The organism is Streptomyces sp. NPDC007905, assembly GCF_042959345.1.
GTDB lineage: Bacteria > Actinomycetota > Actinomycetes > Streptomycetales > Streptomycetaceae > Streptomyces.
This window is the reverse complement of the sequence record NZ_JBIBKS010000019.1, coordinates 14,238-27,561: the sequence shown is the minus strand read 5'-3', so window position 1 is coordinate 27,561 and position 13,324 is coordinate 14,238. Positions and strand designations below refer to the sequence as shown.

Sequence of the window (13,324 nt, the reverse complement as noted above, 5' to 3'; positions counted from 1 at the left end):
GCACGTCACCTGTCCCGACCGCACGCATAGGCAAGCGGCGAGATCAGCTCCTCCACATCCGGCAACCACCGATTCGCCGGGGTGGGCCGGCAAGCCCACTGCACGGCCCCCCGGGACCCGAACCGGGTGGGCGGAGCAGCCACATAGCCCCCCTCGCCCAACGGCACGAGATCCAGCGAGGACAACGACCACCCCAGCTTCCGCACCAGGTCGGCAACCTTCACGCAGGCCCCCGGCAGGACGAAGAAGTGCATCCGCCGGTCAGGGGCGAGCGTCACCGGCCCAAGGGTCAGCTCCATCCGTTCCATACGCGCCAGGGCCAGGAACCCCGCGCTCTCCGGGACGGACAGCGCATCGAACGTACGCCCCGTCGGCAGCAGGATCGACGCCGTCGGTTGCTTCTGCCACATCCGGCGCGCGACGGTCGCACTGCCGGTCGCCTGCGTCGCCCAGTCGGGGCGCGCGGGATGCGCACCCGGCGCGGGGCAGGAGGCATGGCCGCACGAGCAGCGCTGCACCCCGTCGACGGCTTCCAGCCAGGTGCCCGGGAACACGTCCCAATGGCGCTCCTCGGCGTAGCGTACGGCGGTGTCCAGCAGCGATTCCCCGCGCTGCTGGGGAATCTGAACGGCTTCGGTGCCCGCGATCGTCTCTTCCACGCCCCACTCAACTCCCGCACTCACCTGGAGTTACGGCCGCGGCGCGCGCGGGGGAGGAGCATCGATTCCGCACTTGGGGCGCATGGATGCACGGGTGGGGGCGCGCGGGAGGAACCGGGGTGCGGGCTGGGTAGCCAGGGATGGGGTTGGCATCAGCCTTTACCCCGGCAAACCGCACATGTCACGCATTGACGGTATGTCAGCTGGGCAGTGATCTTCGTGACCGGAACCTTCCGGCCGGAACGTCACGCTCCAGGGGTTCGCAGGGGGTAGCACATGGCCGCAAGGCCTCTCGTGGCGAGGCAGCCCAACGAACGGCTGCAGGCACTCATCCAGGAAGCGGGGTGCTCGAACGCCGGGCTGGCCCGGCGGGTCAATATGTGCGGCGCCGAGCACGGTCTCGACCTGCGCTACGACAAGACGTCCGTGGCCCGCTGGCTGCGCGGCCAGCAGCCGCGGGGCCGGGCCCCGGCGATCATCGCCGAGGCGCTCGGGCGCAAGCTCGGCCGTACGGTCACGATCGACGAGATCGGCATGGCCAACGGCAAGCACCTTGCCTCGGGGGTCGGTCTCCAGTTCTCGCCGACGGTACTGGGGGCCATCGAGCAGGTCTGCGAGCTGTGGCGCAGCGACGTGGGCCGGCGGGACTTCCTGTCCGGCTCCTCCGTCGCCGCCTCCGCGCTGGTCGAGCCCAGCCGCGACTGGCTGATCTCGGTGCCGGACGCCCAGGTGGCCCGGCAGGCGGGCCCGCGCGTGGGCCCGTCCGACGTGGCCGCCGTACGGTCCATGACCCAGGCGCTGGTGGACCTCGACCACCAGTACGGCAGCGGGCATGTGCGCCCGGTCGTCGTGCACTACCTCAACAGCGTCGTCTCCGGGCTGCTGGCGGGGTCGTACCGCGAGGCGGTCGGGCGTGAACTGTTCGCCACCGTGGCCCGGTTGACCGAGCTGGCCGGGTACATGGCGGTCGACACCGGGCAACCGGGCCTGGCCCAGCGGTACTACATCCAGTCCCTGCGCCTCGCGCAGGCCGCCGGTGACCGCGGTTACGGCGGTTACGTCCTCGCCGCCTCCATGAGCCACCTCGCCGCACAGCTCGGGAACCCTCGTGAGATCTCCCAGTTGGCGCGGGCGGCGCAGGAAGGGGCGCGCGGGCGCGTGACCCCGCGTGCGGAGGCGATGTTCCACGCGGCCGAGGCCCGTGGGCACGCCCTGCTCGGTGACGTCCGTGCGGCACAGGCCGCGTCGGGGCGGGCGATCTCGGCGATGGAACAGGCGGACGCGGCCTCCGGGGAGGACCCGGTGTGGATCGCCCACTTCGACGAGGCCTACCTGGCCGACGAACTGGCGCACTGCCACCGTGACCTGGGGCAGCCCGAGGCCGCGGCCCGGTACGCCGAGCAGTCGCTGGCCGGACACCCCGAGTCCCGGGCCCGGCGCCGCGCCATCGGTCATGTGCTGCTCGCCACGGCCCAGGTGCAGCAGCGCGAGATCGAACAGGCGTGCAGCACCGGGATGAAGGCGGTGGAACTGCTGGAGACGCTCCGCTCCAACCGGGGCGCCGAGTACCTGGAAGACCTCCAGCAGCGCCTCGAACCCTTCCGTGACGAAGCGGTCGTACGGGAATTCGGGGCCCGCCTCGAACTCCAGCAGGCCGCATGAACACCGGCCCCGCGGTTGCGTGAACGCACGGGAAACGGCACCCGGACGCGCGAAGGGTGCCTGATACAGCGTGCCGCGGGGCGGTTTTGTTACCGCTGTCACAGGGAAAAAGATCGCGCCCTGAGCTGCGTGGCACCGGGCTCGGGAGACCCGGTAGCGTGAGCCGACGATTCCGAAGGTCCCCCATTCGTAGGAGTCCCGGTGACGCAGAGTGGACAGGGCGAGGAGCCCTCGGCGCGGCCCGCGCGCGAAGGCATCGTGCTGCCCTCCGACGGAGGCGAGCCCCTGCTGCCGGGCATGACCGGCACCCCGGCCTCCGCGGTGCCGGCCGGTGGGCAGGCCTGGGGCGGCCCGTGGGGCCCCGGCGTGCAGCAGCCGCCCCAGCAGGACCAGGGCTGGCCCCCGGCGCCCGCCCGGCAGTGGGGCACCCCGGACCAGCAGCAGCCCGCCGGCAACGGCCCCGGCCCGCTCCCTCCGGAGGGCGCACCGGCTCCGACGTACGGCGGTCAGACCTACGGTTCCGGCGACCAGGGCGGTCAGACCTACGGTTCCGGCGACCAGGGCGGTCAGACCTACGGTTCCGGCGACCAGGGCGGTCAGGCCTATGGCTCCGGTGACCACGGTGGTCAGGCCCACGGCTCCGTGGGCCAGGCTCCGGCCCACGGTCCGGGCGGCCCGCAGCCGGCGTACGGCGAGGCCCAGCAGCCCGCCTACGGCGCCCCCGCCCCGTACCAGCAGCCGCAGCGGCAGTACCCGGCCGAGCCCGCGCCCCTGCCCCCGGCCGCCGCCCCGGGCGCGTACCCGGCGCAGAGTGCGCCCCTGCCCCCCGCGGCCGACGGCGCGACGCAGTACATCCCGCCGGCTTCCGCCGCCCCTGCTCCCGCGGACGAGGGCGCGACCCAGTACCTCCCGCCCGTCCCGGCGGGGCATGCGGCCGCGACCCAGTACCTGCCCCCGGTCCCGGCGGCCGCCTCGGACCAGGGCGCCACGCAGTACATCCCGCCGGTGGCCCCCGGCGCGCTGCCGCCCGAGTCGGCCGGGGAGGAGACGCGGTACCTGGGGCGCGCACAGCAGCCGGCCGCGCCGGCCGCGCACCCCGACGCGCAGGCCACGCAGTACATCCCGCCGTACTCCGCCCAGGCGCCGGGCGGCGACCGGCAGCCGCCCGCCGAGTTCGACAACCTCTTCCGCAGCGGGCCCGGGGGCGGCGAGAGCCCGGCCGGTGCCACGCAGCAGATGCCGCGCGTGCAGCCGCCGAACGCCTACCCGGGGCCGACGCAGCAGTCGTCGTACGGCGCGCCCGTGGACGACGACGGCGGCCGCCGGGGAGGCCGCGGGGGCTCTCGGGTGCCGCTGATCGCCGCCGTGGGCGTCGTGATCGTCGTCCTGGGTGTCGGCGCCGGCGCGCTGCTCAGCGGCGGTGGCGGGGACAAGGGCGGCGACGACAAGACCGGCGCCGCCTCCGCCCCGGCCACCCAGGACTCCACCTCGGCCGCCGCCGACCCCGCCCAGCAGCAGGCGGTCGCCCTGGACAAGCTGCTCGCCGACAGCGGCAGCAGCCGTGCCTCGGTGATCCAGGCGGTGGGGAACGTCAGGCGGTGCAACAACCTCGGCCAGGCCGCATCCGACCTGCGGGACGCGGCCAAGCAGCGTGCCGACCTGGTCACCCGGCTCGGCAAGCTGCCCGTCGACAAGCTGCCGGGCAACGCCGAGCTGACCGCCGCGCTCACCCAGGCCTGGCAGGCGTCCGCGGCCGCCGACAACCACTACGCGGCCTGGGCCGACCAGGTCGGCGGCAAGAAGGGCTGCAAGAAGGGCCACGCCCGCGTCACCGGTGAGGTCCAGGCCGGCAACCGGGAGAGCGGTACGGCCAGCGCGCAGAAGGTGAAGGCGGCGGGGCTGTGGAACACCATCGCGCAGAAGTACGGCCTGACCCGGCGCCAGCCCACCCAGCTGTGAGGGAGGCGGGTGCCGGGGAGCCGGGCCGGTCGCGTCAGCCGCGTCAGTCCAGGTCGGCGCTCTCCAGCGTGCTCGTCATGTCGGTGATCCCGTCGATGCCCGAGCCCGCGGTCTTCTTCGCCGCGACCAGCCGGCCGTCCTGGACCACCTGGAGGGTCACGTCGGCGTTGACGAGCCGCGGAAGGCCGAGCCCGGCCAGCTTGCCCTCGTAGGGCCAGTGCAGGGCCGGGGTGAGGCCGCCGGTGGACACCTTCAGGCCGTCGTCGAGGGTGTGCCGCACGCTGTCGGCGCTCACTTCCCTGTCGCCGATCTTCGCCAGGACGGCCTTCAGTACGGTGTAGGCGATCCAGGTGGTCTGCACTCCGGCGTCCGCGGGGTCGATGCGGTTGTCGCCGAAGGCCTCCTCGTTGATCACCTTCTTCATCGGGTCCCACCGCGAGTCGGACGCCGGCGGGTACCAGCCGGTGATGTACGCACCCTCGTACGGGCCCGACGCGCCGCCCGTCGCGTTGATCACCGTCTGGTCGACGCTGCCCAGCACGGTCGCCGTCCGCACCGCGGTGAAGTCCTTGCGGGTCCGTCGGAAGGAGTCCATGAAGGTGTCGGTGCGGTCCCCGAGCGCGGGTACCACACAGCCCTTCTTCGCCACGTCCTTGGTGGCCGACACCAGCGCACGCTCGGCCTGGCTGCCGTACTCGGTGGCGTTCTCGGCGGCGAGCTGGTCCTCGGCCGCCGCGTGCCGGCCCGCCTTCAGGCCCGAGTCCAACAGGGCGGGCAGCTGGTCGCCGGCGACGCTGTCGGGGCGGACCAGGGCGATGGGGCCGCAGGTGGCGGCCAGCGCCCTGCCGAGGCCGGCCAGAAGGGCGGCCTGGCCGCCGTTGACCGGGTACGACATCGGGCCGGTGAACTCCTCGTTGGTGACCCCGTAGCCGCCGATGTAGGGGATGCCGGCGCTCTCCAACGGGGCGCGGTAGGAGTCGCCGAACTGGCTGTAGGAGCCGACGACGGCGACCACGCCCTCGGCCGCCGCGCGCCGGGCGCACTTCGCCGCGCCCACGCTGTCGTTGTGGTCGTTGCAGGTCAGGACCTCGAGATGGCGGCCGTTGAGGCCGCCGTGGGCGTTGATCCACTTGCCGTAGGCGCGGGCCATCGCGGGCATGCCGGGCTTGTTGGTGGCGTCGGTGTCCTGGGGCGCCCAGGTCATGACCTTGATCGGGCCCTCCCCGGAGCCCCCCGTGGCACCGGGGAGGGCCCCGCATCCGGCGGTGAGCGACGCACACACGGCCAGTGCGCCCGCACAGAGGGCGGTCGCTCTGACGGGCCGGGAGAGGGAAAGGGGGAAGGTGCTGCGGAAGCATCGCCTGCCGGTCATGCACACACACGATTCCCTCACACCGCGAACCGGGGAGTGACCCTCGGTCAACGAAAGGTGACACAGAGGTGAATTGCAGGGGCCGGTGAGGCTGGTGTGGTGGAGAACGTACGATCGATGACCGTGCAAGGTACGGAGAACTCTTCCCGTCGCGGCCGTCGCTCCTCCACCATGGGCGGCATGCCCCTGAACGACATGCCGTGGTGGCGCTGGCGCAGCAATGTGCGCTCCGCGCTGCACATGCTCTCCGATCCGGTGTTCCAGCGGGACGTCTGGCTGGCCGGCGTGGAGGGGTACGGCGACGTCACCGACGCCGTCTACCGGCTGGTGGAGGACACCTGGCTGGACAGCTGGTCCGCGGAGAAGTACGTCGGCACGATATTCCGGGACTCGCAGGAGGCTGCGCTCGTCGACACCGCCGTACTGCGGGTGCTGCGGATCATGCACCAGGTCGGCCCGGACGCGCCGGTCGCCGCCTACCTGGACCACCACGCGTGGCCGGAGGCGGTGCGGGCGGCCCGGGACGCGCACCTGCGCCTCGCGGCGAGTGACGGCGACGATCCCGACGCCCCTCCGCGGAGCCTGGAAGTACTGCGGATCATGACGAGGACCGCGTAGGACGGTGCCCGGCCTCCCGGGACGGCGCCCGGCGCCCCGCGGGCCGCGCCCACCTGTCCCGCCCTGCGGGACAACCGCCCACGGCGGGTCGGCCGTATGGGACGCTGTAGTGCATGAACGAGCAGTCCGCCCCCGGGGCCGCCCCGGCAGACCAGTACGTCCTCACGCTCTCCTGCCCGGACAAGCAGGGCATCGTGCACGCCGTGTCGAGCTATCTGTTCATGACCGGCTGCAACATCGAGGACAGCCAGCAGTTCGGCGACCACGACACGGGTCTGTTCTTCATGCGCGTCCACTTCTCGGCGGAGGCGCCGGTGACGGTGGACAAGCTGCGCGCGAGTTTCGCGGCGATCGGTGACACCTTCCACATGGACTGGAAGATCAACCGGGCCGACGAGAAGATGCGCATCGTGCTGATGGTCAGCAAGTTCGGCCACTGCCTGAACGACCTGCTGTTCCGGGCGCGGATCGGCGCGCTGCCGGTCGAGATCGCCGCTGTGGTGTCCAACCACACCGACTTCGAAGAGCTGGTGGGCTCCTACAACATCCCCTTCCACTACATCCCGGTGACGAAGGAGACCAAGGCGGAGGCCGAGGCGCGGCTGCTGGAGATCGTGCGCGAGGAGAACGTCGAGCTGGTCGTCCTCGCCCGCTACATGCAGGTCCTCTCGGACGACCTGTGCAAGCAGCTCAGCGGCCGGATCATCAACATCCACCACTCGTTCCTGCCGAGCTTCAAGGGCGCCAAGCCGTACCACCAGGCGCACGCGAGGGGCGTCAAGCTGATCGGTGCCACGGCCCACTACGTCACCGCCGACCTCGACGAGGGTCCGATCATCGAGCAGGAGGTCGAGCGGGTGGGCCACGGGGTGACGCCGGACCAACTGGTCGCGATCGGGCGGGACGTGGAGTGCCAGGCGCTGGCGCGCGCGGTGAAGTGGCACGCGGAGCGCAGGATTCTGCTCAACGGACGCCGCACGGTGATCTTCGCCTGAGGGCCGTCTAGTGCTGTGACTGGCAGGGTTTGCCGGAAAGCTCGCGGCGTCCGGTGCTGGGGGCACCTCCCACGCCGTTCAGGCAGTGGGAGAGCATCGCCAGGCGGAGCATCGCCCGCGTACTGGATGTACTCGGGTGATGCGACAACGCGGCGAGGTGCCGTGCCGGACGCCGCGAGCCGGTGAACCTTTCCGGTCACAGCACTACGCTTCGGCCATGACTTCGCGGGCGGCCTACCTCTCCGAACTGTTCTCGCTGGACGGCCGGGTCGCCGTGGTGACCGGTGGCAGTTCCGGCATCGGCCGGGCCGTCGCCGGTGCGCTGGCGCGCGCCGGGGCGAGCGTGGTGGTCGTGGCGCGCAAGCAGGCGCAGCTGGCCGACACGGTCGACGAGCTGGTGGCCGACGGCTGCCGGGCGGCCGGGGTCAGCGGCGACCTGAGCACCCGTGACGGCGTGCGCGAGGCGGCCGAGGAAGCGGCCGGAAGGTTCGGGGAGCCGGACATCCTCGTCAACTGTGCCGGGGTCAACCTGCGGCCGCCGATGAGCGAGCTGGGCGAGGACGTGTGGGACGCCACCATGGCCCTGAACCTGGAGGCGCCCTTCCTGTTGGGGCAGAGGTTCGGGCCCGGCATGGCCGAGCGCGGCTACGGCCGGATCATCCACATCACCTCCCAGCAGGCGCACCGTGCCTTCGTGCAGAGTGGCGCCTACGGGGTCTCCAAGGGAGCGCTGGAGTCGCTGGCCCGCTCCCAGGCCGAGGCCTGGTCGCCGTACGGCGTCACGTGCAACACCCTGGTACCGGGCTTCGTGATGACGCCGCTCAACGCACGGCTGTCCTCCGACGCCGAGAAGGTGGCGGCGCTCGCGCAGCGCACGATGGTCGGACGCAACGGGCTGGCCGAGGACTTCGCGGGCGCGGCGGTGTTCCTCGCGGCTCCGGCCTCCGCCTATGTCACCGGCCAGTCGATCTTCGTGGACGGCGGGTTCTCCGTCCACTGAGCAGCAGTGCGGCGCCCCGGCCCGGACTGGGCGGCGCCTCCCGCGCAACCACTCCCCCTGCCGGAGCTCAGGCTCACATCCGGCTCAGCCCCGCCGCGGCGAACAGCACGTCCTTGATCGCCTCCCGGTCGCCCACCTGTCCCGCTGCGGCCTCCTCCGGTGGGACATGGCCCGCTGCCAGGCGGCAGAACTCCACGCCGTCGAGGGCGACATGGGCGACCTCGAAGTCGGCGGAGCCCACCGCCGCCGGCGAGTCCAGCGGGATCAGCCACTCCCCGCCGGCCGCACCCTCGATCTCCAGGCGCAGACTGCGGCCCGGCGTCCCCGCGGGCACCAGGTGCGGGGTCCGCCCCGGTGCGGACAGCCCCGCCCGGCGCCGCTCGGCCAGCGCGACGGGCAGCATCCGGGCCGCGAGGTCGATCATCCTGTTCAAGTGACGCGGCGCGGGGGGCTCGTACGGATAGTCCACCGCCTCCGCGATGTCCTCCGCGTGCACCCAGCACTCGAAGGCGCGGTCCAGCATCGCATCGTGCAAGTGCAGTTCGAAGTCGCCGTACGGCACCGCGAGCCCGCCGGCGGTGCTGCCCGTGAAGGACACCGTCCGTACGAGGCTGTGGCTCTGCTCCCGCCACGGGCCACGCACGGACCGCGTCGGCGGGAAGTGGGACGCACGCCAGAACGCCTCGGTCCGCCCGGCCGGCCCCGCCGCCCCCTGCTCGCCGGCCTCACCCTTGGCGCCTTCCTGGACGAGCTCCGCCAGCGGGTCCTCCAGACCGAGCGCCACCGCGACCAGCCCGTCCACCGACAGCAGATGCGCGATCACCCCGGCCACGGTGGTACGGCGACTCGTCGCCGCGTCGGCCTCGAACCACCGCAGCCGCACCGGCGCATGCCACTCGGCGTCCCCGAAGTCCTGCAGCAGCGCGTCCAGCCGCGCGGTCTCGGCGTCGTACGCGGCCGCCCACTCGGGCACCGGGATGCGCGGCGGCCTGCGGTCCAGGCAGCTCTCCAGGACGCGGGTGCGCAGGGCGGGGTCCAGGTCGAGGCTCTCGGGCTGGTGCAGCAGACCGACCGCCTCGCGCAGCCGCAGTGCCTCCTCCGCGCAGGAACCGCAGCTGCCCAGGTGTTCCTCCACGGCCGCCGTCTCGGCCGCCGAGCAGGCGGCCAGGGCCCAGGCCCCGAGGAGCGACTTCAGGACGTCGTGCGACAGGTCGAGCGGCACGGGTGCGCGGTTCCCCAGGTCGGTGAGGTCGGGCAACGGCCTGCCGCTGTCCTCGACGGAGGCGCGGGGCAGCGGTATCCGGGGCGGCGACCGGTCGGGTCCGGGCCCGCCGACGCCCGGCGGCACGTCACCGGAGCCCGTCACCCACGCGCCCCCGTACTCGTCCCGTCCCGCGTCCTCGTCGTGACCGTCGTGTGCCTCGAAGCCTCCTGTCCCGCTCACACCGCGCCCCCGTACCCAGGCGGTGTGCCCACGTCATGGGCGGTGGACAGGAGTTGGAGCCCGAGGCGGAGCCGGCGGCGGGCCTCGTCCTCGGTGACGCCCAGGTCGGCGGCGGTCTGGCGGTAGTCGCGGCGCTGGAAGTAGGCCAGTTCCAGGGCGGCGCGCAGCGGGGCGGGCATGGAGTGGACGATGTAGTCGGCGCGGGCGGCGACCGAGGCGCGGCGCACCTTGCTCTCCAGGCTCTCCAGCTCCTGCGCGGAGCCGCTCTCGCCCCGGGTGAGCGCGGCGGTCTCGGTGGCGCGCAGCCGCTGCACGGCCAGCCGGTGCGTCACCGCGGCCACCCAGGAGCGCAGCGGACCCTGCTTGGGGTCGTAGGTGTCGGGGTGTTCCCAGACGTGGGCGAAGACCTCCCGGGTGACACCGTCGGCGGCCCGCTCGTCGCCGAGGACGCGGTGGGCGAGGCTGTGCACCAGGGAGGCGAACCGGTCGTACAGCTCGCCGAGGGCGGCCGCCTCACCCCGCGCGAGCCGCTGCTGCATCTTGCGGTCCCAGCGGGGCGGTACCCCCTTGTGCGCCATGCTGCCCTCCCCTCGGTCCTGTCCTGCCTGTCCAGCGTCTCCGCACCGTCATCTCGAATGTAGTCGGCACGTATGACAGCGCACGCCCCTTTGTGCCAATGTGCGCCCCCGGAGGCGTCGCAGGTGATAGTGCCCTCTTCACGCATCCTTCACTCGAATCGTGTCTATCTTCGATCGAACAGGATCGATAGTGACTGAAATAGGCCCCTTGTCGATCGCCCGCCGTTTGCTGCTCGAAGTTTCAGGGAACGGCCGCTGGGCAGCCGCGCGGAATGAAACGTAGGAACTGCTTCCGTTTCCGGGCGGTCCTGCGAGATCCGGCGAGCGGAGGGGCGTGGCCGTGGCATTCAGGGTGACCGGCGTCGAACAGGGTGAGTGGGCCGTGCTCCGGGTGTCCGGGGAACTGGACCTGATGACCTCCCCGGTGTTGCGCCAGGGCGTGCACGATGTGGTGGCCGAGGGCCACCACAGTCTGATCCTCGACCTCTCCGAGGTCTTCTTCTGCGACTCCAGCGGGGTCGGCGTCCTGATCGCCGCGCGCCGGCTGATCCGCTCCTGCCAGGGGCGGCTGCGGTTGATCCTGCCGGACCGGGGCGCGGACGACGGCTCGCACGTCAACCGGGTGCTCGGCGCGCTCGGTGTCCGCCGTCTCTTCGATGTCCACCCCGATGTCGAGTCCGCCACCACCGACGAGGCGGGCCCCCTCTCGGCCTGAGCGTCGCCGCGCCCGCCGCCACAGGGTTGTCGCGGAATTTCCCCGGTCTTGGCACAACCGCCGCTTTCCCGCCACCTCATCGCCGCCCACGACGTACGCTCCCTGCCAGATCAACCCCACGTCAACGTAAGGCGGCCCGAACAGACATGGTCAGCACCGAGTACGAGCGCAGAATCGCCGCCCGGTTCGCCACCTTCGACCAGGACGGCAACGGCTACATCGACCGCGAGGACTTCAACGCCGCGGCCAAGGCCCTGCTCGCCGAGTTCGCCGTACCCGCCCGCTCCGACAGGGGCCAGGCGCTGTACGCCGGCGCGGAGGCCTTCTGGCAGGGCATGGCGGGCATCGCGGACCGGGACGGCGACCAGCGCATCACCCGCGAGGAGTTCGTCACCGGTGCGGTCAAGCGCCTGCGCGACAACCCCGACCGCTTCGCCGAGATCGCCCGCCCCTTCCTGCACGCGTCGCTGGCCGTGGCGGACCCGGACGGGGACGGCCGGGCCACCGTCTCCGACACCATCCGCGTCCTGCGGGTCTTCCACGTCCCGGAGGGCATCGCCCGGGCGACCGCCGCCGCACTCGACACGGACGGCGACGGCAAGATCGGCGAGGCGGAGATCATCCCGGCGTTCGCGCGCTACTTCACCGTTCCCGAGTAGCGCACGCAGCCCCGGAACGCGTACCCCATGGCAGGGTGCGCCTCGCAAAGGGCCCCGGGATCCCGGCGAGCAGCAGGACGAGAAGGCATGGGCACACCCCCCACGCCCCGACCGCCTAAGGGACGGGTCCCGAAAAGCGCTCCCGCAGCTTGTGCTTGAGCACCTTGCGCAGGGTCTCGTTCCGTGGAAGGGCGTCCACCACCTCCAGCCGCTCCGGCAGCTTGTGCACGGACAGCCCTCCCGCCCGCAGGTACGAGACGACCTCGGCCAGCGTCAACTCGTGGCGTCCCGAACATCGTTCGACCACCGCGCACACCAGTTCCCCGCGGTCGGCGTCCGGCAGCCCGATCACCGCCGCGTCCGCCACCGCCGGATGCGCGGCGAGCAGATCCTCGATCTCCTTGGCCGAGATGTTCTCACCCTTGCGGATGATCACATCCTTCAGCCGCCCGGTGAGCACGAGATGCCCGGAGTCGGTCAGGTGTCCCAGGTCGCCGGTGCGCAGGAAGCCCTCCTCGTCGAAGGCCGCCGCCGTCTGGGCGGGGTCCAGGTAGCCCTGGCAGACGGCCTCGCCGCGCAGCCGCACCTCCCCGTCCACGATCCGTATCCGCATCCCCTCCGGCGGGCGTCCCTCGGTCGTCGCGAGGTTCTCGGGCGTGTCCTCCGGATCGCCCATGGTGATCATCGGCACCTCGGTCATGCCGTACCCGTGGGTGAGCTGCACGCCCATCTCGCGTACGACCGCGTGGTAGACCTCAGGGGGCTTCGGTGCCCCGCCGCCCGCGAGGAGCCGTAGGGAGGGGATCACCTTCGCTCCGGGCCGTTTGCGCTGCTCGGCCAGGAACATGGAGTAGAAGGCCGTCGAGCCGCCGGCCACCGTGACCCCGTGCCGCCGGTATCCCTCCAGCGCGTCCGGCAGTGCGAACTGCTCGAACATCACCGCCGGGAAGCCGTACAGCAGGAGCATCACCGTGTAGTCCGGCCCGGCTATGTGGGCGTACGGGAACGCCATCGAGCCCACGTCGTCGGGTGTGAGACGCAGTGCGTGGGCGAGGCAGGAGCCGCCCGCGATCAGGGAGCGGTCGGTGTGCAGCACGCCCTTGGGATCGGAGGTCGTCCCCGAGGTCCAGTAGATCCAGCGGACCGAAGTGCCTTCGGCGGGCGGCGCGGGCAGGACCGACGGATCACCGTCGGGCAGGTCTTCGTACGCCTCGAAGACGCCCTTCGCACCGAGGCGCCGCGCCATCTCCGTGTGGTCGTGGCCGCGCCAGACGCCCGGTACGGCGAAGAACTCGGCCCTGGACTCGCGCAGCGCGAAGCCGACCTCACGATCCCGGTAGAGCGGGATGACCGGGGACTGCACGGCGCCCAGGCGGGCCAGCGCGAAGGACAGCAGGGCCGTTTCGATGCGGGTGGGCAACTGCCAGGCGACCACCGTGCCCGGGCGCACCCCCATGCCGTACAGGCCGGCCGCGACCCGCTCGGCCCGTTCCCGCAGCTCGCCGAAGGTCAGCCGGCGGTCGTCCTGGAGCAGGACGGGCCGGTCGGGGGTGAGTCGGCCCCGGCGGTCCACCAGCTCCCACAGGGTGCGCGAGGCGCTCAGGTGGTGTGCGGTGTCGTTCACGTCGACCCCCATGGCTGACGAAGCGTCAGATCGTGGGCA

General features: G+C 72.3%; 12 protein-coding genes. 7 read left to right on the top strand and 5 right to left on the bottom strand.

Going from position 1 to position 13,324, the window contains the following annotated elements; genetic code table 11:
• Positions 1-5 precede the first annotated feature (5 nt).
• Positions 6-659 (bottom strand): bifunctional DNA primase/polymerase, encoded by a 654-nt coding sequence (locus tag ACFZDC_RS29710; RefSeq protein ID WP_391328846.1) that lies wholly within the window; start codon positions 657-659, stop codon positions 6-8.
• A gap of 276 nt (positions 660-935) precedes the next feature.
• Between ACFZDC_RS29710 and ACFZDC_RS29705 the strand changes: the two genes are divergently transcribed.
• Positions 936-2,321, top strand: a complete 1,386-nt coding sequence (locus ACFZDC_RS29705; RefSeq protein WP_391328844.1) for a transcriptional regulator — start codon at positions 936-938, stop codon at positions 2,319-2,321.
• A gap of 201 nt (positions 2,322-2,522) precedes the next feature.
• Positions 2,523-4,280 carry a hypothetical protein gene (locus tag ACFZDC_RS29700; protein ID WP_391328842.1) on the top strand — a complete coding sequence of 586 codons (1,758 nt, stop codon included), beginning with the start codon at positions 2,523-2,525 and terminating at the stop codon, positions 4,278-4,280.
• Positions 4,281-4,323: 43 nt separating this feature from the next.
• On the opposite strand, the gene ACFZDC_RS29695 is transcribed toward ACFZDC_RS29700, so the two are convergent.
• Positions 4,324-5,652 (bottom strand): ABC transporter substrate-binding protein, encoded by a 1,329-nt coding sequence (locus ACFZDC_RS29695; RefSeq protein ID WP_391328840.1) that lies wholly within the window; start codon positions 5,650-5,652, stop codon positions 4,324-4,326.
• Positions 5,653-5,769: 117 nt separating this feature from the next.
• Between ACFZDC_RS29695 and ACFZDC_RS29690 the strand changes: the two genes are divergently transcribed.
• The 3 genes from ACFZDC_RS29690 (at position 5,770) to ACFZDC_RS29680 (ending at position 8,265) form a co-directional block, all read left to right on the top strand.
• Positions 5,770-6,270 (top strand): hypothetical protein, encoded by a 501-nt coding sequence (locus ACFZDC_RS29690; RefSeq protein ID WP_391328838.1) that lies wholly within the window; start codon positions 5,770-5,772, stop codon positions 6,268-6,270.
• Between the two features lie 113 nt (positions 6,271-6,383).
• Entirely contained in the window at positions 6,384-7,265 is an 882-nt protein-coding gene (purU, locus tag ACFZDC_RS29685) for a formyltetrahydrofolate deformylase (RefSeq protein WP_391328837.1), read from the top strand.
• Between the two features lie 217 nt (positions 7,266-7,482).
• On the top strand, positions 7,483-8,265 hold the full coding sequence (locus tag ACFZDC_RS29680; RefSeq protein ID WP_391328835.1) for an SDR family oxidoreductase: 783 nt from the start codon (positions 7,483-7,485) through the stop codon (positions 8,263-8,265).
• A 73-nt stretch (positions 8,266-8,338) separates the two neighbouring features.
• On the opposite strand, the gene ACFZDC_RS29675 is transcribed toward ACFZDC_RS29680, so the two are convergent.
• Entirely contained in the window at positions 8,339-9,709 is a 1,371-nt protein-coding gene (locus tag ACFZDC_RS29675; protein WP_391328833.1) for a zf-HC2 domain-containing protein, read from the bottom strand.
• Positions 9,706-10,287, bottom strand: a complete 582-nt coding sequence (locus ACFZDC_RS29670) for a sigma-70 family RNA polymerase sigma factor (RefSeq protein WP_391328830.1) — start codon at positions 10,285-10,287, stop codon at positions 9,706-9,708. Before ACFZDC_RS29670 ends, ACFZDC_RS29675 begins: the two co-directional genes overlap by 4 nt.
• Positions 10,288-10,621: 334 nt before the next feature.
• On the opposite strand from ACFZDC_RS29670, the gene ACFZDC_RS29665 reads away from it, so the two are divergent.
• Together ACFZDC_RS29665 and ACFZDC_RS29660 are read left to right on the top strand one after the other, a co-directional pair.
• Positions 10,622-11,002 (top strand): anti-sigma factor antagonist, encoded by a 381-nt coding sequence (locus ACFZDC_RS29665; RefSeq protein WP_391328828.1) that lies wholly within the window; start codon positions 10,622-10,624, stop codon positions 11,000-11,002.
• A gap of 146 nt (positions 11,003-11,148) precedes the next feature.
• Complete coding sequence (locus tag ACFZDC_RS29660) at positions 11,149-11,661, top strand: EF-hand domain-containing protein (RefSeq protein ID WP_391328826.1); 513 nt, start codon at positions 11,149-11,151, stop codon at positions 11,659-11,661.
• Positions 11,662-11,776: 115 nt separating this feature from the next.
• Here the strand turns inward: ACFZDC_RS29660 and ACFZDC_RS29655 are convergent, their stop codons facing one another.
• Positions 11,777-13,285: an AMP-binding protein gene (locus ACFZDC_RS29655; RefSeq protein ID WP_391328824.1), complete on the bottom strand. Its 1,509-nt coding sequence runs from the start codon at positions 13,283-13,285 to the stop codon at positions 11,777-11,779.
• Positions 13,286-13,324: the final 39 nt, after the last annotated feature.